General features: G+C 73.9%; 23 protein-coding genes. 12 read left to right on the top strand and 11 right to left on the bottom strand.

Annotation, left to right across the window (positions count from 1 at the left end; translation table 11 throughout):
* Positions 1 to 170: 170 nt before the first annotated feature.
* The gene (locus ACZ4FV_RS20450) at positions 171 to 1,238 is read right to left on the bottom strand and encodes an Lrp/AsnC family transcriptional regulator (RefSeq protein ID WP_465323024.1); all 1,068 of its coding nucleotides are present in this window, start codon (positions 1,236 to 1,238) and stop codon (positions 171 to 173) included.
* 179 nt (positions 1,239 to 1,417) lie between these two features.
* Between ACZ4FV_RS20450 and ACZ4FV_RS20445 the strand changes: the two genes are divergently transcribed.
* Together ACZ4FV_RS20445 and ACZ4FV_RS20440 are read left to right on the top strand one after the other, a co-directional pair.
* Positions 1,418 to 3,172: a glycoside hydrolase family 3 protein gene (locus ACZ4FV_RS20445; RefSeq protein ID WP_465323048.1), complete on the top strand. Its 1,755-nt coding sequence runs from the start codon at positions 1,418 to 1,420 to the stop codon at positions 3,170 to 3,172.
* Between the two features lie 131 nt (positions 3,173 to 3,303).
* The gene (locus tag ACZ4FV_RS20440) at positions 3,304 to 3,657 is read left to right on the top strand and encodes a LysE family translocator (RefSeq protein ID WP_465323023.1); all 354 of its coding nucleotides are present in this window, start codon (positions 3,304 to 3,306) and stop codon (positions 3,655 to 3,657) included.
* Between the two features lie 12 nt (positions 3,658 to 3,669).
* On the opposite strand, the gene ACZ4FV_RS20435 is transcribed toward ACZ4FV_RS20440, so the two are convergent.
* From ACZ4FV_RS20435 to ACZ4FV_RS20425, 3 genes are all read right to left on the bottom strand, one after another.
* On the bottom strand, positions 3,670 to 4,242 hold the full coding sequence (locus tag ACZ4FV_RS20435; protein ID WP_465323022.1) for a hypothetical protein: 573 nt from the start codon (positions 4,240 to 4,242) through the stop codon (positions 3,670 to 3,672).
* The gene (locus tag ACZ4FV_RS20430; RefSeq protein WP_465323047.1) at positions 4,239 to 4,763 is read right to left on the bottom strand and encodes an RNA polymerase sigma factor; all 525 of its coding nucleotides are present in this window, start codon (positions 4,761 to 4,763) and stop codon (positions 4,239 to 4,241) included. Before ACZ4FV_RS20430 ends, ACZ4FV_RS20435 begins: the two co-directional genes overlap by 4 nt.
* 215 nt (positions 4,764 to 4,978) lie before the next feature.
* Positions 4,979 to 5,485 carry an LAETG motif-containing sortase-dependent surface protein gene (locus ACZ4FV_RS20425; RefSeq protein ID WP_402237359.1) on the bottom strand — a complete coding sequence of 169 codons (507 nt, stop codon included), beginning with the start codon at positions 5,483 to 5,485 and terminating at the stop codon, positions 4,979 to 4,981.
* 456 nt (positions 5,486 to 5,941) lie between these two features.
* Here ACZ4FV_RS20425 and ACZ4FV_RS20420 point away from each other — a divergent pair, with 456 nt between their 5' ends.
* Positions 5,942 to 7,198 carry an MFS transporter gene (locus tag ACZ4FV_RS20420; RefSeq protein ID WP_395870334.1) on the top strand — a complete coding sequence of 419 codons (1,257 nt, stop codon included), beginning with the start codon at positions 5,942 to 5,944 and terminating at the stop codon, positions 7,196 to 7,198.
* A gap of 85 nt (positions 7,199 to 7,283) precedes the next feature.
* On the opposite strand, the gene ACZ4FV_RS20415 is transcribed toward ACZ4FV_RS20420, so the two are convergent.
* Entirely contained in the window at positions 7,284 to 8,054 is a 771-nt protein-coding gene (locus ACZ4FV_RS20415) for a LysR family substrate-binding domain-containing protein (protein ID WP_465323021.1), read from the bottom strand.
* 58 nt (positions 8,055 to 8,112) lie between these two features.
* Between ACZ4FV_RS20415 and ACZ4FV_RS20410 the strand changes: the two genes are divergently transcribed.
* Positions 8,113 to 8,541: a DUF5997 family protein gene (locus tag ACZ4FV_RS20410; protein WP_395870150.1), complete on the top strand. Its 429-nt coding sequence runs from the start codon at positions 8,113 to 8,115 to the stop codon at positions 8,539 to 8,541.
* A 64-nt stretch (positions 8,542 to 8,605) separates the two neighbouring features.
* Here the strand turns inward: ACZ4FV_RS20410 and ACZ4FV_RS20405 are convergent, their stop codons facing one another.
* A complete protein-coding gene (locus ACZ4FV_RS20405; RefSeq protein ID WP_402237362.1) occupies positions 8,606 to 9,427 on the bottom strand; it encodes a phosphatase in 822 nt (273 codons plus the stop codon).
* A gap of 80 nt (positions 9,428 to 9,507) precedes the next feature.
* Positions 9,508 to 12,327, bottom strand: a complete 2,820-nt coding sequence (locus ACZ4FV_RS20400) for a helix-turn-helix transcriptional regulator (RefSeq protein WP_465323020.1) — start codon at positions 12,325 to 12,327, stop codon at positions 9,508 to 9,510.
* Between the two features lie 411 nt (positions 12,328 to 12,738).
* Between ACZ4FV_RS20400 and ACZ4FV_RS20395 the strand changes: the two genes are divergently transcribed.
* A complete protein-coding gene (locus tag ACZ4FV_RS20395; RefSeq protein ID WP_331770546.1) occupies positions 12,739 to 12,909 on the top strand; it encodes an SflA family class IV lanthipeptide in 171 nt (56 codons plus the stop codon).
* 176 nt (positions 12,910 to 13,085) lie between these two features.
* Positions 13,086 to 15,698, top strand: coding sequence for a class IV lanthionine synthetase LanL (gene lanL / locus ACZ4FV_RS20390; protein ID WP_465323019.1), 2,613 nt, complete (start codon positions 13,086 to 13,088; stop codon positions 15,696 to 15,698).
* Between the two features lie 136 nt (positions 15,699 to 15,834).
* On the opposite strand, the gene ACZ4FV_RS20385 is transcribed toward lanL, so the two are convergent.
* Together ACZ4FV_RS20385 and ACZ4FV_RS20380 are read right to left on the bottom strand one after the other, a co-directional pair.
* Positions 15,835 to 16,119 (bottom strand): antibiotic biosynthesis monooxygenase family protein, encoded by a 285-nt coding sequence (locus tag ACZ4FV_RS20385; protein ID WP_395870158.1) that lies wholly within the window; start codon positions 16,117 to 16,119, stop codon positions 15,835 to 15,837.
* A gap of 160 nt (positions 16,120 to 16,279) precedes the next feature.
* On the bottom strand, positions 16,280 to 16,690 hold the full coding sequence (locus ACZ4FV_RS20380) for a hypothetical protein (protein ID WP_465323018.1): 411 nt from the start codon (positions 16,688 to 16,690) through the stop codon (positions 16,280 to 16,282).
* 190 nt (positions 16,691 to 16,880) lie between these two features.
* Here ACZ4FV_RS20380 and ACZ4FV_RS20375 point away from each other — a divergent pair, with 190 nt between their 5' ends.
* Together ACZ4FV_RS20375 and ACZ4FV_RS20370 are read left to right on the top strand one after the other, a co-directional pair.
* On the top strand, positions 16,881 to 18,200 hold the full coding sequence (locus ACZ4FV_RS20375) for an FUSC family protein (protein ID WP_395870160.1): 1,320 nt from the start codon (positions 16,881 to 16,883) through the stop codon (positions 18,198 to 18,200).
* A gap of 371 nt (positions 18,201 to 18,571) precedes the next feature.
* Entirely contained in the window at positions 18,572 to 19,312 is a 741-nt protein-coding gene (locus tag ACZ4FV_RS20370) for a nucleotidyl transferase AbiEii/AbiGii toxin family protein (protein ID WP_465323017.1), read from the top strand.
* Between the two features lie 30 nt (positions 19,313 to 19,342).
* Here the strand turns inward: ACZ4FV_RS20370 and ACZ4FV_RS20365 are convergent, their stop codons facing one another.
* Together ACZ4FV_RS20365 and ACZ4FV_RS20360 are read right to left on the bottom strand one after the other, a co-directional pair.
* Positions 19,343 to 20,017: a response regulator transcription factor gene (locus tag ACZ4FV_RS20365; protein WP_331770552.1), complete on the bottom strand. Its 675-nt coding sequence runs from the start codon at positions 20,015 to 20,017 to the stop codon at positions 19,343 to 19,345.
* Between the two features lie 36 nt (positions 20,018 to 20,053).
* Positions 20,054 to 21,340 carry a sensor histidine kinase gene (locus tag ACZ4FV_RS20360; protein WP_465323016.1) on the bottom strand — a complete coding sequence of 429 codons (1,287 nt, stop codon included), beginning with the start codon at positions 21,338 to 21,340 and terminating at the stop codon, positions 20,054 to 20,056.
* 146 nt (positions 21,341 to 21,486) lie between these two features.
* Between ACZ4FV_RS20360 and ACZ4FV_RS20355 the strand changes: the two genes are divergently transcribed.
* The 4 genes from ACZ4FV_RS20355 to ACZ4FV_RS20340 all read left to right on the top strand — a co-directional run bounded on the left by ACZ4FV_RS20355 (position 21,487) and on the right by ACZ4FV_RS20340 (position 25,294).
* Positions 21,487 to 21,888 carry a hypothetical protein gene (locus ACZ4FV_RS20355; protein WP_465323015.1) on the top strand — a complete coding sequence of 134 codons (402 nt, stop codon included), beginning with the start codon at positions 21,487 to 21,489 and terminating at the stop codon, positions 21,886 to 21,888.
* 201 nt (positions 21,889 to 22,089) lie between these two features.
* The gene (locus ACZ4FV_RS20350) at positions 22,090 to 23,007 is read left to right on the top strand and encodes an AAA family ATPase (RefSeq protein ID WP_402237379.1); all 918 of its coding nucleotides are present in this window, start codon (positions 22,090 to 22,092) and stop codon (positions 23,005 to 23,007) included.
* A 1-nt stretch (position 23,008) separates the two neighbouring features.
* Positions 23,009 to 24,178, top strand: a complete 1,170-nt coding sequence (locus ACZ4FV_RS20345; RefSeq protein WP_465323014.1) for a vWA domain-containing protein — start codon at positions 23,009 to 23,011, stop codon at positions 24,176 to 24,178.
* A 6-nt stretch (positions 24,179 to 24,184) separates the two neighbouring features.
* Positions 24,185 to 25,294 carry an XdhC family protein gene (locus ACZ4FV_RS20340; RefSeq protein WP_465323013.1) on the top strand — a complete coding sequence of 370 codons (1,110 nt, stop codon included), beginning with the start codon at positions 24,185 to 24,187 and terminating at the stop codon, positions 25,292 to 25,294.
* Positions 25,295 to 25,440 lie beyond the last annotated feature (146 nt).

Here is a 25,440-nt window from a genome sequence, read left to right as displayed (position 1 = left end):
CGGATCTTCAGGGGTGGGTCCGGTACGGGCTTGCGGATCTTCAGGGGTGGGTCCGGAACGGGCTTGCGGGTCTTCGGGAGCCGGTGGGGAGCCCGCCTGCGGATCTTCGGAACCGGGTGCGGACCCGGTCGAAGGGTCGTCGGGGCCCGGCGCGGAACCGGCCTGCGGGTCTATGGCCGCACCTCCGTGTCCGCCAGCGGGTCGGACCAGATGTCCAGGGGCACGAAACCGGTGGCGTGCCCGTTCGGGCCGACCACGCGGCCCATCTGCTTGATCACCTGGATGGTGACCGCGCTGTCCACCACCTCCACCCGGGGGAAACGCCCGGACCACTCGGCCTCCAGGGTCGGTACGTCCGCCGCCCGGCGCAACCACACCACGACGACCAGGTTGGCGGTGCCGGTGACCACGGCGCACATGCGCACGTCGGCCGACGCGGTCAACCGGGCGGCGTTCTCGTCCAGTTCGGCTGCCGGCACCCGCAGCCACCAGGTCGCGCAGACCGGCCAGCCGGTGAGCGAGCGGGCCACCTCACCACGGAATCCGGCCTGCCCGCCGGCGGTCAGCCGGGCCAGCCGGCGGGCCACCGTGACGCCGCTTGTGCCCAGTCGGCGGGCCAGTTCCGCGGTACCCAGTCGCCCGTCGGGGCCCAGTTCGAGCAGCAACGCCCGGTCCGCGTCGTCCAGTGCCCGGGTGGGCCGGCTCGACATGCGCGGCGGGCCGCTCAGCAGGTCGCGCTGCTCGCGGTCCAGAGCGCGCAGCCGCCACGCGCCCGAGTCCTTGTACAGGCGCAGCGGGAGCTGGACCCGGATGCCGGTGATGCCCGGGACGGACGGCAGCCGGATCCGCAGGTATTGCGCCAGCGCGTCGGCGTCGGCCGCGGCGGCGGTGATCAGCAGGTCGCGGTTGCCGGTGAGGTACTCGACGTTGAGGGCGTGTCGATGCCGGGCCAGGCGCGCGGAGACCTCCGGGATCCGGCCCGGAGCCACCCGGATCTCGACCAGCGCGACGCTCGTGCCGCCGAGTGCCCCGGGACCGCCGCCCGGGTGGCAGGTGATCCACGCGGCGCCGCTGCGCTCCAGGCGGCGCCAACGGCGGGCCAGGGTGACCGGGTCGACGCCGAGCACCGGTCCCAGCTCGGTCCAGGTCGCGCGCGGCGACAGTTGCAGCGCGTGGACGAGCGCGAGGTCGAGTTCGTCCAGCGCTTCCGGGCCGAGCGCCGCTTTCGATTCCTGCATCAGCCGGGCCTCTCGGGATCACTTTCGGCATCCACGATGCCGGCACGCGTACGGCGGCAACCCTGGTGGGGGTCCGTGGCGGTGCCATGGACGGCCCACGACTGCAGTGAGGACGTACGGTGAAACCGCTCCGACGGCACGACGGCACCCTGTTCCGGGACCTGAACCACAACGGCACGATGGAGCCGTACGAGAACCCGGGCCTGCCGATCGAGGAGCGGGTCGCCGACCTGCTGGCCCGGATGACGTTGGCCGAGAAGGCCGCGCTGATGTGCCACGGGCGGATCGCCGGCAGGCGGGCGGACGCCTTCCCGACCGACTGCGAGGCACTCACCGGGCTCGGCGTCAGCCACTTCCTGGTGATGTCCGCCCCGACCGCCCCGGTGATGGCGCGGTGGAACAACCACCTCCAGGATCTGGCCGCCGGCACCCGGTTGGGCATCCCGGTCACGTTGTCCTCGGACCCCCGGCACGGGTTCGGCGACAACCCGGCGGCGGCGCACACCGGTGGCGGGTTCTCGCGCGGGCCGGAGCCGATCGGTCTGGCCGCCACGAACGATCCCGGGCTGGTTCGCGAGTTCGCCGCCGCCGCGGCGCGCGAGCTGCGCGCGGTGGGCATCCGGGTCGCGGTGCATCCGATGGCCGACCTGGCCACCGAGCCGCGCTGGGCGCGGATCGCGGGCACCTTCGGCGAGGACGCGGAGAGGGTGTCACGGATGCTGGCCGCGTACATCGGCGGCATGCAGGGCGCGGCCCTGGGCGCCGAGAGCGTGGCGTGCATGGTCAAGCACTTTCCCGGCGGCGGCCCGGTGGCCGGCGGCGAGGACCCGCACTTCGCGTACGGCCGGCTCCAGGTCTATCCGGGTGGCCGATTCGAGCACCACCTGCGGCCGTTCGAGGCCGCGCTCGCGGCGGGCGTCGCCCAGGTGATGCCGGCGTACGGGATCCCGGTCGGCGTCGGGCTCGCCGAGGTCGGCTCGGGCTTCAACCGGGACGTGATCGCCGGGCTGCTGCGCGGCCGGTACGGCTTCGACGGCGTGGTGTGCACCGACTTCAATCTGTTGCGGGGTATGCCGGTTCCCGGTGTCGGCGACTTGCCCGCGCGCAACTGGGGGGTGGAGCACCTGCCGCTCGCCGAGCAGGTGCGGCTGCTCCTGGACGCGGACGTGGACCAGTTCGGCGGCGAGACCCGGCCCGGGTTGATCGTCGACGCGGTGCGCTCCGGTGCGGTCGCCGAGGCCCGGATCGACGCGTCGGCCCGGCGGATCCTGCGCGACAAGTTCCGCCTGGGCCTGTTCGAGGACCCCTACGTCGACCCGGACGCGGCGGAGGAACTGGTCGGCCGGCCGCGGACCCGTGCGCTGGGTCGTCGCGCGCAGCGGCGCTCCCTGGTCCGGTTGCACGGCGAGGTGCCGGCGCACGGCCCGGACCGCAAGGTGTACGTGGAGAACATCGATCCGGAGTCGGCATCGCGCTACGGCACGGTCGTGGACCGGCCGGCGGACGCGGACCTCGCGGTGCTGCGCCTGAACGCCCCGTACGAGCCGCGCGAGGGACTGCTGGAGCGGTACTTCCACGCCGGTTCGCTGGAGTTCCCGGCGCCGGAGTCGGCCCGCCTGCGCGAGTTGGCCGCGCTCGTCCCGCTCGCCGTCTGCGTGTTCCTGGACCGGCCCGCCGTGCTCACCGAACTCGCGGACGTGGCATCCGTGTTGCTCGCCGATTTCGGCGCGGACGACGACCTGGTGTTGGATGCGGTGTTCGGCCGCGCCCCGGTCGACGGGCGGTTGCCGTTCGACCTGCCGTCGTCGATGCGCGCGGTCGAGGAGTCCCGCGAGGACGTGCCCTTCGACACCCGCGACCCCCTGTTCCGCTGCGGCCACCCGGGGCCGCCGCCGGCCGGGACGAGCGAGCCGAGCACGGGCCCGGTGCGCTGACCCTGCCGCATGCCGCTCCGGCTGTCGCTTCGGTGTTCACGACCCGGCCGATTCCGCCCACGCCGAGGTCAGTCGGTCCACGATGCGGTGCAGCACGTCGTCCGCGAAGCCGAACGGGACGCGCAGGCACCGTGCTGCGCCGTTCGACGGCGGTGCCCGAGGAGGGTCGCGGGCCCGCGCGGTCGTTGCGGCGGGTCTTCCTGGACGGCGTGCTCGTGAACGTGCCGAATCCCAAGGTCGTGCTCTTCTTCCTCGCGTTCCTTCCGCAGTTCGTGCCCTCGGGGGCGTCGCCGACCCGGGCCAGGGTGTGGATGGTGGGCCTGGGTGCGAGCGTGTCCGCGATCGGCCTGCTCCTCGGGCTCGGCTACACGTTCGCCGCGGACGCCGCCCGGCACCTGGTGGGCGGCGGGCGTCCCGGGCGGGACCTGGCCGGGTACCTGGTGGGCGGCGTCTACCTCGCGCTGGGACTGTTGGTCGCGCGGTGACCGGGGCGCCGTTCAGCGCGGGCGCCGACCCTCGCCGGTCGCGGGTGGCGGTGCGTTGCTCGGTGGTTGGTTGTCCACGGGCGAACCCCGGCGCCCGCCCGGCGCGATGCCGGGCGGGGTATCGGGCGAGGTATCGGGCGGCGCGGTGCGGGGCGGGACACTGGGCGGCGCGGTGCCGCCGTGCGGGACACTGGGCGGCACGGTCGAGACGGCACTCGGGTTCGGCGCGGGCACGCCCGCCGGGGACTCCGGCGTCGAGGCGGGCGCGGTCGTGGTCGGCCCGCCGGTCTCCGGCGCGGGCCCGGCCGGCGGTACGGTCACCGGGCGCGGGACGTCCGGGGCGGAGATCGCGCCGGTCACCGCCCACCCGGCCGCGGCCAGCGCGAACGCCGCCACCGGCACCGCCAGTCGGAGCGGGACGCGCCGCGTCCGCGCCGGTGCGATCGGCAACGGCACCTCGCGCGGGCGCACCGTCGCGGGGGTCACCGCGTCGGCCCGTCGGCCCAGCCAGTCGCGCAGTTCGGCCTCCAGGGCCGTGTGCTCGGGCGTCCCCGACCGCAGGGGTTCACCGCCGTGTCGAGTCACGCCTCGTCCTCCATCAGCAGCCGGTGCAGTGCGGTCAGCCCGCGACTCGCGGTGGATTTCACGGTGCCGGACGGTATGCCCAGCGTGCCGGCGATCTCGCTTTCGCTGAGGTTCTCCCAGTAGCGCAGCACCAGCACCTCGCGTTGCCGTCGGGTCAGCCGTCCCAGCGCGTGGCGCAGTCGCCGGTCGCGTTCGGCGCGCAGCGCGTCGTCCTCGGGCGAGGCCACCGGCGGCGGCACCGGCGGTATCCAGGCCCGCGCGGTCCGCCGTCGACGCAGCACCGACCGGGCGCCGTTGACCACGCAGCGCCGCAGGTAGGCGGGTGGGTCGTCGAGTTCGCCCAGGCGCGCGCCGTGCCGACGGAAGGCCGCCGTGAAGGCCTCCTGTACGACGTCCTCCGCGGTCTCCTGGTCGTCCACCAGCAGCGTGGCCAGGCGCACCAGGCGCATCCGGTGCGCGTGGTAGAGCTGCGTCATGGTCGGCGGCGGCTCGCCGGCCTCCCGAGTCCGCCGGCGGAACAGGCCGAAGGCACGCCGGCGGGGCGCCGCGTCCGGGGTGGGCGGCGTCCGGGGGGCCGGGATCGGGTCGCGGTGGACCCGGACGTGGGATTCCTGGATGGCCGTGAACTCCTCGGATGCGTACCGATGGACTGCCGATGCCGTGGGTCGGCGCCGCGGCCGGCCGGTGGCCCGGGGGCGTCGACGTCCCAGGGCCACCGGCCGGTTCCACGCACCGATCAGCTCGCGGTACCGCCGCGACGCCGGCCGAGCACGACGGCACCGCCGCCGAGCAGGAGTAGTCCCGCGGCGCCGCCGATGTACAGCGCGGTCTTGTCGTCACCGCCGGTCTCGGCGAGGCGGCGTTCCGCCGGCGCCGGGGTGGCCGCCGGGTTGCCGGCCCGCCCGGGCGCCTCGGCGGGCGGCGGCGTGGTGGCGACACCGGGGCGCGCGGCCGGGGGCACGGTGCCGACGCCGGGACGCGCGGTCGGGGGCACGCTGGGGGTGCGGGCCTCGGGCGCCGCGTCCCGAGGCGGCTGCGTGGCCGGGACCGCCCGGGAGTCCGAAACGCGCGCCGGGCTCGCCGGCGAGGTGTCGTCGGCCATCGCCGGGCTCTGCGTCAGCAGCACGGCCGAGGCCGCCAGAACGAAACCGGCGCCGAGCACGCGACCGGCGCGAACCCGGGCCCGGCCGGCGGGCGGCGACGCGGTCGTGCGGGGAGGGACACGCGGGGAGGGAATGAACACCGTTCTCCTTGTCGAGCATCGAACGGACCGCCGTGCGCACACGCCGGCCGCCACCACTCGGTGACGGACATCCAGACGCGCGGACCCTCGCCGGGTTCCCGATTGCGCCGAACTTTTTTCACCCGCCGCCGAGCCGCCCGTCGCGGTTCGCCCTCCTCGGCACGTATCCGTTCGGTGGATCGAGGCGTGGACCATCGACGACTGCGCGAACAGACGGGCGCCACATACCCGAACGGATATGGCTGACCTCGGATTCGGCATTTGTATGTCATGTCCGCCGGGGTCAGGATCCATGTGACGCACTGTGAACACCGGCCGCCGCAGCGGCTTTGCGGAGTGAACGCCCGCCCCCGAGTGGATAGGTCACCCATGAGTAATTCGGCTCCGAAAGAGGGCATCGACGGCGGTGGAAAGACGGCGGGAAGAACCGCCGTCGCGACTTTGGCCGGAACCACCCTGGAGTGGTACGACTTCTTTCTCTACGGCACCGCCGCCGCACTCATCTTCGACAAGCAGTTCTTCCCGTCGCTGAGCCCCGCGGCGGGTACTCTCGCCTCGTTCGCCACCCTGGCCGTCGGATTCGTCGCCCGACCGCTGGGCGGACTGGTCTTCGGTCATTTCGGCGACCGTATCGGCCGCAAGGCGACCCTGGTGGTGTCGCTGGTGATGATGGGAATCGGCTCGACCCTCATCGGCGCCATTCCCAACTACGACGCGATCGGCTACTGGGCGCCCGTGCTGCTCGTCGTGCTGCGCGTGGTGCAAGGCATCGGTCTGGGCGGCGAGGGCGCGGGCGCGACACTGATGTCGATGGAGCACGCCCCGGCCGGCAAGCGGAACCTGTACGCGGGATTCCCCCAGATGGGAACACCCGCCGGCCTGGTCCTGGCGAACATGATCTTCCTCGCCACCAGCACGGTGATGAGCGATCACGCATTCACCTCGTGGGGCTGGCGCGTCCCGTTCCTGATGAGTTTCGTCCTGGTCGCGGTGGGCCTGGTGATCCGGCTACGGGTCACCGAATCCCCATCCTTCGATCATGCTCTGGAACAGGGCGAGGTGGTCCGCTTTCCGCTCGCCGAGGCATTCAAGGTCGGCTTCCCACGCCTGGGCCTCACGCTGCTCGCCGTGGTCGCCAATTCCGCCGTCGCGTACGTATTCATGGTTTTCACGCTGTCGTACGGAACCAAGCATCTCGGCTATGAGAAGAGATTCCTGATCCTGAGCATCTCGGCCGCCGCCGTGTTGTGGTTCGCGAGTATTCCGCTGTGGACACGAATCGCCGACCGATACGGCAGACGCACCATGTTCATCGGCGGTTCGGCCGCGATCCTGGCGTGGTGTCTCGCCTTCTTCCCTTTGCTGAACACCGGGAATTCGGCGCTCGCCGTGTTGGCCCTCGCCGGAATGGGCCTCATCATTCCGATCACGCACTGTGTCCAGGGCGGGATCATCGCCGACACCTTCCCCGTCCACGTCCGGTACTCGGGGTCCTCGTTGATCCTGCAACTCGGCGCCGTCCTCGGCGGCGGACTGGCTCCGACGATCTCCACCGCGCTGTTGAACTCCGGCGCCTCCTCGACCGGCGTGACCTGGTATCTGGCGGCGATGTGTCTGGTCAGCCTGGTCGGCGCGATCGCGCTGTTCCGCGTGGTCCCGGAGAGCTCGCAGGAACCGGTCGTACGTCCCGGCGCGGTCGCCGCGGAGGCGTGAGGCACGCTACGAGGCGTGAGGCACGCTACGAAGCCCACGCGCTCGGGACCGATCGCGCGGCGGACCGCGGCGGCCGGTCGGGAGGTCAGGAGCGGCGGCGGGGCTTGCCGCGCTTGGCGCCCTTGCCGGCGCCGGGGCCGCCGCGGGCACCCTTGCCGGTCGACCCACCGGCGGCGCCGGGCTTGCGCTTGGCGCCGCTCGCGTCGGGGCGCTGGGACGTCGCCTTCGGTTGGGCCGGCGTCTGGGCCCGGCCGCGCGAGCTGTTGACGGTGCGTCCGCGGACGATCCCGATGAACTCCTCCACCAGGTCGGTGGTGTGCGCCTCGGGCCAGGACAGCGCCACCCGCGACTCGGGAGCGTCGGACACCGGCCGGTAGGTCAGGTCCTTGCGGTGGTGCAGACGAGCCAGGGACTGCGGGACGACCAGCAGGCCCACCCCGGCCGCCACCAGTTCGACCGCGTCCGCCGTGGTCGCCGGCCGCTCCTTGGCGGGCACCCCCGGCCGGCGCTCCCACTCCAGGGTGTCGTCGAGCGGATGCAGCACGAGCGCGTCGGCCAGATCCTCCGCGAGCACCTCGTCGACCCCCGCGACGTCGTGGTCCTTGGGCACCACGACCACCGTGGTCTCGGTGTAGAGCGGAATCGCGCTCAACTCGGTCCGGTCGATCGGCAGCCGCACCAGCCCGGCGTCGGCGTCGCCGGCGCGCAGCACGTCGGCCGCGTCGGCCGCGGACACCGGGATCAACGTCAGCGGCACCTCCGGCAGCCGCTCGTTCCAGACCCGCACCCATTTCGTGGGGGTCACCCCCGGAACGTACGCGAGCCGGAACGGGGTGGGTACTTGCGAGCCTGTCACCACGTCAGGTTAGCGGCCATGATCGGAGGCACCGCACACGGTCGCTACTCTTGACACCATGACGTCGCACAAGACCACCCAGACGATGAAGCCCGCGACCGCGGCGAAGAAGCTGGGCGTGTACCTCCAGGCCACCCCCGCAGAGTTCCAAGAGGGTGTCGTCTCCCGCGACGAGTTGAACGCGCTGCTGAGCGACCCGCCCGAGTGGCTCCAGGAGCTGCGCCGCAACGGCCCGCACCCCCGGCCCGTCGTGGCGAACAAGCTCGGCGTCTCGATCGCCGGCCTCGCCCGCGGCGGCATCACCGAGGCGCTCACCACCGCGGAGATCGACGCGCTGAAGGAGGACGGCCCGGAGTGGCTGCGGCAGGAGCGCGCCACCCAGGCCGAGGTCCGGAAGGAAACGATCCGGATCAAGGAGAAGAACAAGGAGAAGAGCGCGGAGCGGCCCGTGGAGCGCCCCGCGAAGCCGCGCCGAGCGCGTTCCTGACCCACCGGCACCGCGGCCGGGAGCCGAACACCGGTTCCCGGCCGTCGCGGTGGCCCGCCCGGCCCTATCGCGTGTCGTGGTCCAGGCCCGCGGTCGCGAGCAGGTAGGCGGTCATCGGCTCGTAGTCGCGGGCGTCCACGACGTGGTCGTCGAGCGGGACGGTGACCGTGACGGTGCCCTCGACCTCGCCGAGGAACAGCGCCGGGTCGTTGCAGTCGGCGAACGCGACCGTGGGGATGCCGTATTGCCCGGCACGGCCGGCCCAGCCGTGGTCGGCGACGACCAGGTCCGGCCAGGGTCGCCCGGCCGCCGCGAGCGCGTCCAGGATCGCGCTCATCGGCTGCGGCGCGTGGGTGTGCCACAGCGTGGCCCCGCGCTCCAGCACCGCCACACCGCCGAACTGCCGCACGCTGCCGCTGGTGTCGTCGTCGCCCTCGGTGGTGTGCAGTCCGCGGGGGATGTCGAGGATCTCGGCGCCGGCCGCCCGCAACGCGCGACCGATGGCCCGATGTACGTCCAACAGTCCGCCGGGGTGTCCGGTGGCGATCAGTACGCGCAGCCGGCGCGCGGCGGCGTCGCGCAGGACGGCGGCCATACGATCGAGCCCGTCCAGGGTCAGTCGCGCGTCGATGGTGTCCTGACCGGTGCGGTGCTCGGGGTCCGCCCGCACGCCCACCCGCTCGACCATCACGTCGAGCACGTCGTCCTCGGTCTTCCAGCGGTCGCCCAGGTCCAGGCCCAGCCAGAACCGCCGGTTGCCCTTCACCAGTTCCGCGTAGTGCCGGAGATTGACCTCTCGCGGTGTGGCCACCCGGCCCGCGATGCGGGTCGTCTCCAGGTGCCGAATCAGCTCGTCGCGGGACGGAGGGGTGTTCGGCGTCGTCATGCCGCCATTGTGCCCACCCGACAACCGCCCGGTGGTGGGCGGGGTCCCCCTCACCACCGGTGCCCCGCGCGCCCAGCGATTCAGCACCTCGAGGTTCGGAAGCGGGACAACTCGCCGCGGGAGCCGATGCCGAGCTTGGGATAGGCCTTGTAGAGGTGGTATTCGACCGTGCGCGGGCTCAGGAACAGGCGACTTGCGATGTCCCGGTTGCTCACACCCTCGGCGGCGAGTCGAACGATGTGCAGTTCCTGCGGTGTCAGCCGGGCGAGTACGTCCGCGTCGCCGGTGTCGGCCGGTGCCGCGTCGCCGGTGGCGCGCAGCTCGCTCCGGGCCCGATCGGCCCACGGGTTCGCCGCCGACCGCTCGAAGCCGGCCAGCGCGGAGCGCAGCGGGGCGCGCGCGTCCACGCGCCGCCGGGCCCGGCGCAGCCATTCACCGTGCAGCAGTTCCGTGCGCGCCCGCTCGAACGGCCGCCCGCCCCGCTCGTGTTCACCGATCGCCGCGACGTAGAGCGCGTCGGCGGCGTCCGGTTCGGCAAGCAGCGCACCACAGCGCAGCGCGACCGCCATCGCCCACGGGGTCCCGCTCGCCCGGGCCCAGCGCTCGAACCGCGCCGCCGCTTCCCGGGCCCGCTCCGGGGTGCCGGCCCGGACGGCCGCCTCGACCAGATCGGCGTTCGCGGCCACGACGGCGGCGGTGTGTCGGGCCGGCCCGCGCGTGCACTCGGTCAGCCGACGCACCGCCGATTCGTAGCGCCCCAGGGTGAGATCGAGCAGTGCGTGTACGCAGTCCGCGGCGGCCGTCGTCTCGGCGACCCCGGCGAACGCGGGCGCTCCGGCGAGGTCGGCGTCGGCCGCGAGCGCCGCGCGGCACCCGTCCTCGTCGCCGCGTTCGGCGGCGATCCGGGCGGTGATCACACGAAGTCGCGCCATCCGGTAGACCTGACCGGTGTCGCGCGCGAAGGTGAGCGCCTCGGCGATGGTGGCCGCCGCGTCGTGCGGCAGGCCGGCCATCGCCTGGGCGTGCGCCTGGACCTGGAGCGCGCCGGGCAGCGCGCCGACCTGTCCGCGCGCCCGGGTGCGTGCCGCGTCGGTGGTGGACAGGTCCAGGGCCGCGTCGTCGTCGCCGAGCAGTACCGCGAGGTTGCCGGCGAGGATCCGGGTGAGCAGCAGGCCGGGCGGGTTCACCCGCACACCGGTGACGAAGGACCGCAGGATCGGCAGGGCACGCTCGGGATCGTCGTCGACCAGGTACGCGAGCGCGGTGATCGCGGCGGCCGGCGACGCGTGCTTCGCCGAGGCGTGCTTCGCCGAGGCGCCGGCGGTCGGCCGCAATGCGGCCGCGGCCGACTCCGACTCGGCCGCGAGGGCGGCCAGTTCGCGCAGTTCGACGTCCTCCGCCGCGGACCACGCGCTGCCGGCGGCCATGATCAGCAGTCTCAGCGTGAGTTCCGGGTGGGTGGGCGCGATCGGCCGGGCGTGCTCGATGAGCAGTCGGGCCGCCCCGCGCGGGGTGCCGCGTTCGCTCGCCGCGGTCGCCCGCACCATGGCCAATCCGGCTCGCGGCAACGGGTCCTCGATCCCGGCCAGGGCCCGCTCGGCCAACTCCGCCGCGTGCTCGGTACGCCCCGCGACCACGGCCATCTGGGCCGCCAGGACGCTGCGCCGGGCCCGGTCGGCGGGCTCCGGGCTGAGCCGGGCGGCCCGTTCGTGGATCGGCGCGGCGGCCCCGGTCGCGCCGCGCTCGTGCGCGTCCACGCCCGCCCGCTCCAACGCGGCCGCGACGCTCTCGTCGGGCCCGGCCGCGGCCTCGGCCAGGTGCCACAGTCGGCGCTCGCCGTCGGTGGCCGCGGCCAACGCCCGGTGTACCGCCAGGCGGCCGGCCACCCCGGCCCGCTGGTAGGCGGTCGAGCGCACCAACGGGTGTCGGAAGGCGATCGTCGCGCCGGTGCCGCGCAGCAGGCCGGCCGCCACGCACGCGTCGAGGTCCTCGGCGCCGGCGCCCAGCGCCCGCGCGGCCCGGAGCACTGTGCCCAGGTCACCGGTGCCCTCGGCGGCGGCGACGGTCAACACCACGCGGGCGGGTTCGGGCAGCCGGGCGATCCGGTCCCCGAAGGCGGCCGACACCCGGTCGGTGACGGGCAGGGCGGTGGGCGGGTCGACCCGGCCGGTGCGCACGTCGGCGTCGAGTCCGGCGGCGAACTCGAGCAGGGCCAACGGGTTTCCGGCGGACTCGGCGATGATCCGCTCGCGCACCGCCGGGGTCAGATCCGGGACCCGCTCGGCCAACAGCGCCCCGGCCGGGTCGTGGTCCAACGCGAACAGCGTCAGTTCGGGCAGCGCGCGGGCCGGGAAGCCCTCCGCGGCGTCCCGTGCGGTGAAGAGCATCCCGACGCCCTCGGCGTCCAGCCGCCGGGCGGTGAACAGCAGCACCTCGGCGGAGGCGACGTCCAACCAGTGCGCGTCGTCGATCAGGCACAACAGCGGCCGCTCGCGGGACAGGTCGGAGAGCAGGCCGAGCACGGCCGAGCCGACCAGGTACCGGTCCGGACCCGCCTGGGCCAGACCCAACGCGCCGCGCAGCGCCGCCGCCTGGACATCGGGCAGCGTGTCCAGTCGGTGCAGCACCGGCCGCAGCAGGCCATGCAGCGCGGCGAACGGCAGGCCGGCCTCGGCCGCGACTCCGGCGGTGCGCAGCACCCGCAGACCGTCGGCGTCGCGCGCGGCCCCGTCCAGCAGCGTCGACTTGCCGATGCCGGCCGGCCCGCGCAACACCAGCACCGCGCTGCGGCCCAGGCGGGCACGTGCGATCACCGCCGCGATCTCGGCCCGCTCGACCTCTCGCCCCCACAATCGCACCCGCGACGCGTCGGTGATCCGGGAGCGGGGTGTGCTGGTCATCGGCGGAACTCTCCGGGGGCAGGTGCGGGTCGCCCACGCACCGGCTCTCGCCGCGGGTGGGGCGGCCGGGACCGGCCCGGGCACGGGTTCACCGTAGACGGTCGGCGCCCACCCCCTCGCGCGCCACCACCGGGCCGCCATCGAGCGCCCTCGCGGTCCCGCCACCCGGCCCCGACCGAGCGCCGCTCCGCGTCCTGTGCCGATCCCGTTCACGCGTGCGAAATCCCGCCACAAGCCGGCCGATTCGGCACGTTCTCCTTTCGTTGTCCAACGAGGAGACTATTGGCGCGGTACGACGGCCCACCCGCCCCATCCGCACCGGGGGGCACAGGTGGGCGCGGCGGCCCCGAACAACAGAAAGTCGCTCGGTTCGTGTAATGATCTGCCCGCCTTTTTGCAGGAAGGATCGATATGAGCCCCGTGAAGGTAGAGATCCGCGACGCCGGACCGCTCGACGTCGAGGTGGAAGAGGAAGCGGTCGAGTTCGAGGACGAGTCGAACCCGGACCGGCGGATCGAGGCGTGTCTGCCCGAGCCCTGGCCCACCGCGACGACGCGCGTCGGATGTGACTGGAAGGTCTGACCCGGACCCGACCGACCCGGTGCGCACGGCCCGATCGGCACCCATCGGCCCGATCGGGCTCGCGCCGGGGCACCCACGCGCGGCACCCCCTGCCCGCGGCGGATCCAAGCACGGCGAGAACCACAGAACGGCAGGAATCGCGGGAACGGCAGGAGCCGGCGGGAGGGGTGGCATTGGTGCGGTCGATCCCCCACGGATCCGCGCAGGATCTGCGCACGCGACTCGAGGCGCTCGTGGCCGGCCACGCCCGGCGGTGCAGCGCGGACGACGTCTGGCTGCACCTGTTCGACCCGAACATGCCCGTGCCCGACCACGGATGGAAACTGCACGTCTCGGCCCGGCCCGAGGACTTCCCCGAGACCCTGGACCTGGTGGTCCCGGTGCTGCTGCGCTATCGCTGCCTGGCCAAGTTCGCGGTGAGCGCCACCGTGTTGGAGGAACTGAACTCCGGGGTGCGCGATCCGGCCGTGGTCGGCAAGGCGGCCACCGTGTATCCGCGCGAACAGGACGTACCGGTCCTGGGCCGGGAACTGGCCGACGTGTTGGTCGGTCGCGCCGGCCCGCGCGTGCTCGGCGACCGCCGGGTTCGGCCGGACGCGCCGGTGTACTACCGCTACGGCCCCTTCCGGGCCACCGGATCCGGCGCCGCCGACTTGGTGATGACCGGCCCCGACGGGCAGCGCTTCCCCGGCCGGGCGAGCATTCGATACCGCCAACCCCCGTGGGCCGCAGACCCGTTCGGTGCCGCCGTGCCCGCATCCGGGCGGGCCGCACGGCTGGTCGGCGGCCGATACCGACTCACCTCCGGCATCGCCCGCTCCCCGCACGGAAACGTCTACCGCGCCCTCGACACCACCACCGGCGAACGCGTGGTGGTCAAGCAGGCCAGGGCCTACGCGGGCGAGGACGGCGACGGCGTGGACGCCCGGGGCCGGCTGCGCCACGAGCGCGCCGTGCTGGCCGCGCTGGCCGATCTCGACGGGGTGCCCCGGGTCGTCGACCACGTGCGCCACGGCGAGGACGAATACCTGGTCACCACCGACTGCGGCCCCGCGGACCTGCGCCGCGACGTCCTGACACACGGCCCCTATCCGGGCGACGCGCGGCCCGGACGCCGGGTGTCCGCGCTGGCCCGCCGGTTGTTGACCGTACTGGACGCGATGCACGCCCGGGGCGTGGTGATGTGCGATCTGAAACCGGGCAACGTGGTCCTCGACACGGACGGCACCTGCCGACTGGTCGACTTCGGCATCAGCGCACTGCGCGCGCACCGCCCGGCCGGCGGCACGCCGGGCTACACCCTCGCGGTGGACCCCGCCGACGGCCCGGCCGATCCGGCGGACGACCTGTACGCGCTGGGCGCGACACTGCACTACGCGCTGACCGGGATGGATCCGGTGATCGTCGACCCCGACCGCGCGGTGGACCGCGATCGTACGCTGGCCTGCCTGGCCGCCGCGCTTCCCGGCGCCGCCCACCGACCGGTCCGGGCCCTGGTCGCCGGGCTGCTCAGCCTCGATCGCGAGGAGCGGCTGGCCTGCGCCCGGCGCCTGCGGGCCGGTCTGCCGGAGCCGGCGCACGGCCGCCGTTCGCCGACGCCGCCTCGCGTCGACGCCGACCTGCTGGACGACGTGATCGCGCACACGGTGGCCGGCTGCGTACCCGCCGCCGCCGCGCTGCCCGCCGCGTCGGGCGCGCGTCCGGGATCGACGCTGACGGTCTACGCGGGCGCGGCCGGAGTGGGCCTGGAACTGCTGCACCACCTCGACCACCCGGGCGTCGCGGAGGCGGTCACCGAACTCGCCCGCCGCACCGCGACACACCCCGAACTCGACGCGCTCTCCGGCGCGTTGTACACCGGCCGCACCGGGGTCGAGCTGTTCCTGCGCGCCGCCGCCGCGCAGCCGGGCGGCGTTGTTCCCCTGCCGGTCTTCCCGCCCGATCCCCTGCCGTACGACGACACCGGCGACCAGATAGGTGGTGCGGCGGGCACCGGTACGGGCCACCTGCTGCTGGCGCGCCAGGCACACGCGGCGGGACGGATCGAGCAGGCCGCCCGGCACCTGGCCGCGGCGGATTCCTGCGCCAAGGCCCTCCTGGAGCGACCACGCGACGCGTGGCCCGGGACCGACGACCTGCCCCCGGCCTCGTCACGGGCGGCCTACGCGCACGGCTACGCCCACGGCGGGGCCGGCATCGTGCACTTCCTCCACGCCTGCCACGACACTCGTACCCGCGCGGGCGCAAACCCGGTCCCGGACCCGGAGGTCGGGCTCGCCGCACGCGAGGGTCTGGATCGACTCGCCGCGCACACACCCGAGTTGCTCGCGGAGGCGGCTCGCCCGGGCGCCGCCCGGCACTTCGCGTCCTGGTGTCGGGGAATGGCCGGGATCGGCACCGTCCTGCTCGCGGCGGGCGCGCGCGAACAGGAGCCCGAGCTGGTCGAACTCGGGCTGCGCTGCGCCCGGTTGTGCCATTCGCTCGCACCCCGGATGAGCCTGGTATCGCAATGTTGCGGTCTTTCCGGGGTCGGCGAACTGCTCGTGGACGCCGCGCTCGTCACCGGCGACGACGAGCACTGGCGGGCCGCCGAGGATGTGGTGTCGCTGATCCTGGCACGCAGCGGCGGCACCACGCGGCGCCCGTTGTTCCCCGACAACACGCTCGCCGGTACCGACCCCGGCTGGGCCGGCGGCGGCACGGGCGTGCTGTCGCTGCTGCGCCGGCTGCGCGACCGGGGCGGCGAGCGCCTGTGCGCACCGCCGCCGAGAGCCGCCTCCGGGTCCTGACCACCGGGACGGGTCTCGGTTCCAGAGCGTGTCTTCAATCCCCCGTCGGGCTCCGCGGCGTGAGCGCGGCGAGGAGCCCGAAGGGGGGATGCGGTGCCGGGCGTCGTGGAGGTCGGCGGGGGATTGAAGACACGCCCTAGGCGCCCGGGACCCAGTAGCCGTGAACCTCGGTGACCTGCGGCGGAGCCGGGCTCGGCGGGAAGCCCAACTCCTCGGCCACCGGCATCAGCCGAGTGTTGAACGCGTCCATCGCCGCCCGCGACTCCCACAGGTCGATGATCCGTACGCCGTCGTCCGTCGGGATCGCCACATGGGCCAGACATCCCTCCGCCGGGATCTCGCCGGACCGCACGCGCGCGGAGAGTTGCTCGTACTGTTCCTTCTCGACCCCAGGCAGATCGATCTGCATGAGAATGGCCATCACGGTCCTCCAGTCGTGCCGACGCCTTCGGTGGGAGGGCATCACCTCCCATCCTTGCCGTTCACGCACGACCCGCAACCGGGACGGCCGCCGGTACCGGCGGCGTTCCGGCCGCGCTCGGCACGACCGGTGACGCGCGCGGCGTCAACCTCGCGCCGAGTTACCCGGTACCGGGCCGGAACTCCGCGCGACCCCTTACCACCGCCCCGACGTCTTCCAAGACGACCAAGTCGCCCGAGTGCTGAGCCTGTTCGACGGCCGGCACACCGAACCGCAGATCCCGGCCGAGTTGCCCGACCGGCTCGAGGCGCTGTTCCGCCCGGAGTTCGCGGCCGGCCGCGGCGCGCAGGCCGGCCGCTTCCTCGCCGCCATGCGGGAGAACGGCACGACCTGCGGATGGGCTCCGCGAGTACCCGTCGCGCTGTTCGGCGCCCGAGACGACCGGGAGGTGCCCTTCGCCGACTCCCTCGCCTGCGCCGCCGAACTCACCGAACGCGGCGCCGACCCGACCCTGATCGACCTCGGCGACCTCCCCCACCACCCCCTCCGGAATCCAGGCGGCTCCGCGCATCCCGCGCCGGTTCGCCGACCGGCCCCGACCGCCGGGCCGGTGCCGCACGGCGGTGCGTCCACCCGCCCGCCGGATCGGCATCGGCCGCGCGGATTGCCTCCACCACCCCGACGGCACGTGGTGTACGGCTGCGGAACAGGGCATACAAGGGGAATCCGCCCGAGCGCGGGACCGAGGAGGAAGGAGCCGAATGCCGTCGGAAGTCGATCTCGCCGCGGCGCTGTCCAGGGTCAAGGAGAGCGAGACCTCGCTGGTCGCGCAGGTGCTGCGGACCACCGTGGCGGCGGTGACGTCCTACGTCGCCGCCCTGTTCCTGGCCGGCGCCCATCCGCAGCCGATCCTGGCCCCGCTCACCGCGCTCCTGGTCGTCCAGGTCACCTCGTACGCGACGTTCACCACCGGCGTGCAGCGGGTAGCCAGCGTGGTCTCGGGTGTGCTCATCGCGGTGCTCTTCAGCGAGGCGGTGGGGCTGAACTGGTGGAGTCTGACCCTGCTGCTGCTGGCCTCGCTCGGTCTGGGGCACCTGATCCGGCTGGGCGACTCGATCAACGAGGTGGCGATCAGCGCGATGATCGTGCTCGGCGTCAGCCAGGTCGGGGACACCGCGTGGGACCGGGTCGCGGAGACCTTGATCGGGGCCGCCGTCGGCATGGTGTTCTCGCTCGTCCTGGCCCCGCCCGTGCACGTGCGGCCCGCGAACGAGGCGGTGATGTCCGCCTTCGACGCGCTGACCCGGCTCCTGGACACCATGGCCCGGGAGATCGGCGACGACGTCACCCACGACCGGGCGCACGGCTGGCTGGAGGAGGCGCGCCGGATCGACCGGGACATCGTGCGGGTGGACGCGACGTTGTCCACGGCCGAGGAGGGCACCCGATTCAACCCGCGTGGCCGACGCGCCACGGTGCGCGTGCTCGCGCTGCGCAGCGGCCTGGACACCGCCGAGATCAGCGCGGTGGCGCTGCGCATGGTGTGCCGGTCGCTGAGCGGGCTGTACGCGCCGGGCGAGCACGGCGAACCGGCGTACACCGAGATCCCGTTGGCCACCGCACAGTCGCTGCGCAGCCTGTTCCACTCGCTGGCGGCGCTGTTCGCGGCGTACGGCCACCTGCTGGTGCTGCACGGCCAGGACCGTCCGGAGGACTCCGCGCAGGCCGAGGTCACCCTGCGCGAACGGCTGGCCGAGGCGGAGGAGGACCGATTGCGTACCGAGGCGATCCTGCTCGCCGACTCGATCACCAACCCGGACCGCTGGGAGCTGTACGGGACGCTGCTGACCGCGGTGGACAAGCTGGTCGACGAGACCCGGCCGGCGGGCACTCCGGGCGACCTGGCGCAGCGGATCGAGGAGCGTCGCCGGCGTCTGGCCCAGGAGCGCCGGCTCCGGGCCGCGGTGGCCAGACCCGGTCCGGTGTTGCGGGAGGGCATCCGGTGGGTGGTGACGCCGACCGATCGCCTGCTGCGGGTCCCGCGCCGGCTGCACCGACACACACTGCGACGGCGCGGGTGACCGGTCGCCGCCCGGGCCCGCCCGCGACCCGTGCTCGCCGCGCCCCCCGATCCGCCCCGAGCCCGGCCCGGGTGGCCGGTGCGCAAGCCGCGCCCCGGCCACCCCTGGATCCGAAATGAGCCCACCCCCGTGCACGAGCTCATGTCGAAACGGCCGCTTGCCGGGTGTTCGGGGCAACCCCCGACAAGCGGCCATGGGTGAAGCCAAGCAGCCGAGGTCCGCCACGACATCCCGTCCCGGGTGGAAGAGTCGGTCGAACCGACGTGGTAGTTCGCCGCGGTGGGGTCAACCCTCGGAGTAGCCCAGCCGACGCCGTGACCGCGCCGGTCGGCACGTACCCTGATGAGCCCCGACGCCAAGGACCGGACATCGTGCGACACAACCCCGAAGCACCACCGACGATCGATATCGTCGCGGCGGCCGGCGAGCCCTTCGGGGTCGCCCTGGCCGGCGCTCGCGGTCTTCGTCTGCGCGGTCTGTCGGACCGGGAGAGCGACGGCGTCGACTTCGCCCTGGCCGCGCGCGACGCCGGGAGGCTCTCCGCCGCCCGCGGCGCGATCGTCGCGGCGCTGACCGACGCGGGCTGCCGGGTCGGCGTCGACGGCAGGGCCGGCACCAAGACCTTCGTCCGAATGACCGTGCGGCCGGCCGGGGGCGGGAAGGGCACACCGCTGACCCTGCACGTCGCGTCCCGTACGCACGAGCCCACCGTCGTGGACGGTGTCCCGGTGCTGCACCCCGACGATCTGGTCGCGGCCAAGGTGGTCACCCTGGGTCTGCGCTCGGAGGTGCGGGACGCCTTCGACGTCTTCGCGCTCGCCGACCGCTACGACACCGGCCGGCTGCTCGAGCTGGCCCTGGCGCACGATCCCGAGCTGCACGCGGAGGACTTCCTGACCGCGTTCAAGCACGTCACCGAGCGCGAGGACGCCGAATTCGGCCCGCCCGCCGCGCGGGCCGCCGCCGTCCGCGCCTGGTTCCAGGACTGGTTCACCGAACTCTCCGCCCGACACAGCCGCCCGATCGCCGCCGCGCTCGACCCCGAGGTACTGGCCAAACTGGCCGCGCTGGCCGAGCCGGACGAGCACGCTCCCGGCGGCGGACCGGTGTGAATCGCGCCGCCCGCCCCGCCGCACGGTCGCTCAGCCGCGTCGGCCGCCGGGTGTGACCAGCCCGGTCTCGTACGCCAGCACCACCGCCTGCGCCCGGCTGGACAGGTTCAACTTGGCCAGCGCGCGGTTGAAGTGGGTCTTGACCGTCGACTCGGTGACCACCAGGGTGCCGGCGATCTCGTTGTTGGCCATCCCGGTCCCGACCAGGCGCAGCACCTCCAACTCCCGCCCGGTGAGCGTCTCCAGGTCCGGCGGCACGTCGCCGGTCGGCGCGCTCGCGAACGCGACGTAGGTCTCGATCAGCCGCCGGGTGACGCTGGGCGCGAACAGCATGTCGCCCGCCATCACCGCGTCGATCGCCGCCAACAGCCGCTGAGGGCCGATCTCCTTGAGCAGGAAACCGGACGCCCCGGCGCGCAGCGCGGCGTAGACGTACTCGTCCAGGTCGAACGTGGTCAGCACCACGATCCGGGGCGGTGTGCCCTCGGCGGCGGCCAGAATGCGCTCGGTGGCCTCCACGCCGCTCACTTCGGGCATCCGGATGTCCATCAGGATCAGCTCCGGGCGCAGCTTCGCGGCCAGGTCGATCGCCTCGGCCCCGTCGGACGCCTCGCCGACCACGTCGATCCCCGGGGCCGCGCGTAATAACGCGGCCAGGCCCGCCCTGATCAGGATCTGATCGTCGACCACCAACACCTTGGTCACCCCGTCGGTCCCTTCGTCACGTCGGTACGAGGCGGCCTAGGCATCCCCGCTCTCGGCCGACGCGGTGGGCTCGGCCGGGATCGGCAGGACGAGACCGACCTCGAATCCCCCGGTGGGCCGCCGTCCCGCAACAAGCGTCCCGCCGTAGAGCTTGGCGCGCTCGGACATGCCGATCAACCCGTGCGCCGCCACCCCACCGATTGTGCCCGGATCGAGCCCCTGCGGGGCGGTACTCGCGGTCCCGTCTCCCCCGTCGTCGGTCACGGTTATCCGCAAGTGGTGTGGACCGAAGTCCACCACCAGGTCGACCCGGGCGGTACGGGCGTGTTTGAGGACATTGGTCAGGGCCTCTTGGACGATCCGGTACGCGCACAGCTCGATGCCCGGGGACAGCGGGCGCGCGACGCCCAGCGTCGTGGAGCGCACGTCCACTCCCGCGGCCCTGATCCGGCGCGCCACCTCGCCGAGTCGGGCCAGCCCCGGCGCCGGATCCAGCCGGTCGTCGGCGGTCCGCCCGCGCGCGGCGTCCGGCGGTTCCTCGTCGACGTCGGACATGTCCTCCTCGTCCGCGCGCAGCAGCATCAACATCCGGCGCATCTCGTCCAGGGTCTCGCGCGTGGTTTCGCCTATGGTGCGCAACGCCGCCTCGGCGGTGGGCGGATCCGAGGTCAGCACGTACTCGGCGAGGCCGGCCTGCACGGAGATCACCGACACGTGGTGGGCGACCACGTCGTGCAGTTCGCGCGCGATCCGCACCCGCTCGTCGGTCACCGCCCGGCGGGCCCGGGCCTCCTGCTCACGGGCCAGTCGGGCGGTCAAGATCGCGTACTGCGCGTTGCGTTCGCTCAATCGCCGGGCCGCGACGCCGAACCAGCAGATGCCCGGCGGGATGACCAGGATCTGGGCGACGACGGTGGTCATCGAACCGCCGTCCGCGGCCAGTCCGGCGTACAGCCAGGTGGCGCCCACCGCCACCACGCAGCCGACCATGGTCCGGATCGATCGGTGCGCGGCGACCGTGTAGATCCCCATCAGCGTGCCGAGCGAGTTCACCACCGGCCAGTAGCCCAGCGCGATGTAGACCACTTGGAGGGCGAGCATGACCAGCAGGACCGGGACCGGGGCGCGGCGGCGCAGGATCAGCGGCAGGTTGATCACCACGATCAGCGCGAAACCGAGCGTGTCGGTCTCGCGCCAGTCCCCGGTGGGATCCTCGTGGGCCAACAGCAGACTGACCACGATGTAGGACAGCGCGAGGATCGCGTCCACCACCGTCGTGGGGAGGTTGACGGACAGCCTGCTCCGCACCGTTCGGGCCCGCATCGGCGCAGCGTAGCCCGTGATCGAAGGGCCGTCGTCAAACCGACGGTCCACACCCGTCTACCACGCTGGTTGTAGACCGCTACGGCGAGCGCCACGCGGGTGGACGGCCGACCGCGGGCGGAGGCGGTGGTGCGAGACTGGTTCGTGTGCCCGCCGATACCGACCCCGCGATCGTCCCCGACGGGACCGGCGACGACCGACTCGTGCGCTGGAGGCACGACGGGCGGGTGGTCGAGGTGGCCTTGGATCGGCCGCCGCGCTCGGTGGTGGTGTGGGCGGACCGGGTCCTGGTGGTCGAGGCCCTGGATCCGGAACCGGGCACACCCACGGACAACGCCGTCGTGTTCGCCGCGCACGGCGCCGCGTCGGTGCGGTTGCGCCCACCGCGGGACCTGGTCGCGGAGCCGTCGTGGGTGATCGGCTTCCATCTCGCCCACCTCGACGCCGAGGGGCAGCCGATCCTGGTGGTCGCGACCCGCTCCGGCGACTTTTGGGGCAGACCGGACCTGGCGACGGGCGGTCTCGCCGACGTCCGCACCTGGCGCTGATCGCCGCGACCCGCGCGCCGCGCGCCGGGCGGTCACGGATACGCAGCGATCGGCCGGCGGTTTGGCAAATGTTGCCGTCGAGGGCTCGGCCGGTACAGCGTGTACTGAACACGATCACCGGTGCCGCGGCGGGTGCATGTCGCCGGTCACGGCCCCGGGTCGAGGCGAGCCGGGCAGTACGGGTGTCGAGGGGTGTGTGCCGTGTCGCAGGCGTGGTGGGACGACGAGGGCGTCGACGCGGGCGGCCTGGGTGGGCCCGAGGATGTGGTCGCCCGGCTCGACGGCGTGGACTACCTGGCCGGCGCCGGCATCGGCACCGCCGCCTACCTCGCGCTGCGGATGGGTCGGCCGCTGCTGCTGGAGGGCGAGCCCGGGGTGGGCAAGACCGCGCTCGCCCAGGCGTTGTCGGCCGCGTTTCGCGTGCCGCTGTTCCGGCTCCAGTGCTACGAGGGTTTGGACGCCTCGCAGGCGCTCTACGACTGGGACTTCCCGCGCCAGATGTTGCACCTGCGGGCGGCCGGCGCGGCGGGCGAGACCGATGCCGCGGCCCTGGAGGCGGGGCTGTACGACCGGCGCTACCTGATCGCCCGGCCGGTGTTGCAGGCGATCGAGGCGGCGCCGGCGGTGCTGCTCGTGGACGAGGTGGATCGGGCCGACGACGAGTTCGACGCGTTCCTGCTCGAGGTGCTCTCCGACTTCGCGGTGACCGTGCCCGAGCTGGGCCGGATCGCCGCGAAGGTGCCGCCGCTGGTGGTGCTGACCTCCAACCGCACCCGCGAGCTGCACGACGCGCTCAAGCGACGCTGCCTCTACCACTGGCTCGACCACCCCGACCACGCGCAGGAGGTGGCGATCGTGCGCCGCCGACTGCCGGAGGTGAGCTCCCGGCTGGCCGAGGACGTGGTCCGTGCCGTCGGGAGGCTGCGCGCGGCCGACCTGGTCAAACCGCCCGGCGTGTCCGAGACCCTGGACTGGGCCGGCGCGCTGCTCGTGCTCGGCGTGCGCGAGCTCGACCCCGACAGTGCCGCACGCACGCTCGGCGCGGTGCTCAAGCACCGGGAGGACCTGGACGGCGTACGGGCGGCCGGGCTGGTTCGGCTGCTCGCGGCGGGCGGCTGAGATGGCCGGGCGCGGTCCGCTGGACGCGGATACGGTGCGCGCCGCGGCCGCGGCGCCGACCCGGCGTGACGGGGTGGAGACGCTGGTCGCCTTCGCGCGCACCGTCCGGGCCGCCGGTGTGCCCGCCGACCCGGGGCGCGTGCAGGCGTTCCTGACCGCCGCGGCCGAGCTGGGCGCCGACGCGCGGCCGGCCACCTACTGGGCGGGCCGGCTCACGCTGTGCTCCACGCCCGGGGAACTGGCCCGCTACGACGCCGCGTTCACCGCGTACTTCGACCGCGAACAACCGCCGCCCGGGCGCCGCCGACCCGACGTCGACGTCGAACGCGCCGTGGGCCTGCCGGGCCCCGACGAAGTGCCGCCCCGCCGGGAGGAGTCGGACGACGAACCCCGGATCGCCGCCGCCGACCGCACCGAGATCCTGCGCCGGCGCGACATCGCCGCGCTGGATCCGGCCGCGCGTGCCGAGTTGCGCCGACTGCTCGCGCTGCTGCACCCGGCCGCGCCGACCCGGCGCACCCGGCGCCGGCGGCCGGCCCGACACGGGCGGATCGACCGCACCCGCACGGTGCGCGCCGCGCTGCGGACCGGAGAGTTCGACCGGCTGCGCTACACCGACCGGGTCGTCCGGCCGCGCCGGCTGGTGCTGCTGCTCGACGTCAGCGGCTCGATGGCGCCGTACGCGGACGCGCTGCTGCGCTTCGGCCACGCCGCGGTTCGGCGCCGCCGCGGCGCCGAGGTGTTCACCATCGGTACCCGGCTGACCCGGATCAGCCGGGAGCTGGCCCACACCGACCCGAACCGGGCGCTGGCCGCGGCGTCCGCCGCCGTACCCGACTTCAGCGGCGGCACCCGGCTCGGCGATCAGCTCCACGCCTTCCTGGAGGGCTGGGGCCGGCGCGGCGTGGCCCGGGGCGCCGTGGTGGTGATCGCCTCGGACGGCTGGGAGCGCGGCGACCCGGACCGGCTCGCGGTGGGCATGGCCCGGCTGCACCGGCTCGCGCATCGGGTGATCTGGGTCAATCCGCACCGTGCCCGAGAGGGGTATCAACCCCTGGCGGCGGGTATGGCCGCGGCTCTTCCATACGTTGACGACTTTGTCGCCGGGCACAGCCTGGCGGCCCTGGAGGAACTGTGTGCACTGCTGGTGGACGAGCGAGGGACCGGGTGAACGGCCATGCGTGAACTGCTCGACCACCTGGAGGCGTGGTACGGGGACGGGCGCACCTTCGCGCTCGCGACCGTGGTGTCCACACTGCGCAGTGCCCCGCGCGACGCGGGTGCGGTGATGGCGGTGTCCGCCGACGGCGTGGCGCTGGGCAGCGTCTCGGGCGGGTGCGTCGAGGGCGACGTGTACGAACTCGCGCGGGAGGTGATCGCCGAGGGCCGGCCGCGTACCGCCGCGTACGGGATCAGCGACGACGACGCGCTGATGGTGGGCCTGACCTGCGGCGGCACCCTGGAGGTGTACGTCGAGCCGATCGACCCGGCGCGCTATCCGGAATTTCCCGAGCTGATCGCCGCGCTGCGCGAGGGCCGGCCGATCGCGGTCGCCACCGTGGTCGCGGCCCCGGATCCGGATCGGCTCGGCACCCGGATGGTGGTCGGCGCGGACGAGGACGGCGCGGGCGAGGCCGGGAGCGGTCCGTTCGTGCCCGCGCTGCGCGCGTTGCTCGCGGACGATCGCACCACGCTGGCCCGGCCGGACGGCGACGCGCTGGTTCCGGTCGAGGCGCTCGGCGTACGACAGGACGAGATCGTCTTCGTGCGCTCGTACCTGCCGCGCCCGCGGTTGCTGGTGTTCGGCTCGAACGACTACGCGGTGGCGGTGGCCCGCGCGGGCGCGTTCGCCGGGTTCCGGGTGACGGTGTGCGACGCGCGCCCGGTGTTCGCGACCGCGGAGCGTTTTCCCGACGTCGACGAGTTGGTGGTGGACTGGCCCGACCGCTACCTCGCGGACACCCGGGTGGACGGGCGCACGGCGGTGTGCGTGCTCACCCACGATCCCAAGTTCGACGTTCCGGTCCTGGTCCGGGCGTTGCGCATGCCGGTCGCCTACGTCGGCGCGATGGGCAGTCGCCGGGCGCACGAGGACCGGTTGTCGCGGCTGCGCGAGGCGGGCGTGACCGAGGCCGAGTTGGCGCTGCTGCACTCCCCGATCGGCCTGGACCTGGGTGCGCGCACTCCGCAGGAGACCGCGATCGCGGTACTCGCCGAGATCGTCCGGGCCCGCCACGGCGGCTCCGCCCGCCCGCTGTCGCTGACCGACGGCCGCATCCACCGCTGAGCACCACGCGGCCGCCGCGACCGAGCCGCACACGTGCCGCACGTGCGGCACCACCCGGCACCGGGGGGGGGGGGGGGAGGGGGGGGGGGGGGGGGGGGGGTGGTGGGTGGGGGGGGGGGGGGGGGGGGGGGGAGGGGGGGTAGGTT

This window comes from Embleya sp. NPDC025285 (genome assembly GCF_055558835.1).
This window is presented reverse-complemented; position numbering and strand designations above follow the sequence as displayed.

Excerpts from the sequence above, each read along its gene's own strand:
- ACZ4FV_RS20450 (WP_465323024.1), bottom strand. The coding sequence starts at position 1,238 with ATGCAGGAATCGAAAGCGGCGCTCGGCCCGGAAGCGCTGGACGAACTC.
- ACZ4FV_RS20445 (WP_465323048.1), top strand. The coding sequence starts at position 1,418 with ATGGAGCCGTACGAGAACCCGGGCCTGCCGATCGAGGAGCGGGTCGCC.
- ACZ4FV_RS20410 (WP_395870150.1), top strand. The coding sequence starts at position 8,113 with ATGACGTCGCACAAGACCACCCAGACGATGAAGCCCGCGACCGCGGCG.
- ACZ4FV_RS20405 (WP_402237362.1), bottom strand. The coding sequence starts at position 9,427 with ATGACGACGCCGAACACCCCTCCGTCCCGCGACGAGCTGATTCGGCAC.
- ACZ4FV_RS20400 (WP_465323020.1), bottom strand. The coding sequence starts at position 12,327 with ATGACCAGCACACCCCGCTCCCGGATCACCGACGCGTCGCGGGTGCGA.
- ACZ4FV_RS20395 (WP_331770546.1), top strand. The coding sequence starts at position 12,739 with ATGAGCCCCGTGAAGGTAGAGATCCGCGACGCCGGACCGCTCGACGTC.
- ACZ4FV_RS20385 (WP_395870158.1), bottom strand. The coding sequence starts at position 16,119 with ATGGCCATTCTCATGCAGATCGATCTGCCTGGGGTCGAGAAGGAACAG.
- ACZ4FV_RS20380 (WP_465323018.1), bottom strand. The coding sequence starts at position 16,690 with ATGCGCGGAGCCGCCTGGATTCCGGAGGGGGTGGTGGGGGAGGTCGCC.
- ACZ4FV_RS20375 (WP_395870160.1), top strand. The coding sequence starts at position 16,881 with ATGCCGTCGGAAGTCGATCTCGCCGCGGCGCTGTCCAGGGTCAAGGAG.
- ACZ4FV_RS20360 (WP_465323016.1), bottom strand. The coding sequence starts at position 21,340 with ATGCGGGCCCGAACGGTGCGGAGCAGGCTGTCCGTCAACCTCCCCACG.
- ACZ4FV_RS20345 (WP_465323014.1), top strand. The coding sequence starts at position 23,009 with ATGGCCGGGCGCGGTCCGCTGGACGCGGATACGGTGCGCGCCGCGGCC.
- ACZ4FV_RS20340 (WP_465323013.1), top strand. The coding sequence starts at position 24,185 with ATGCGTGAACTGCTCGACCACCTGGAGGCGTGGTACGGGGACGGGCGC.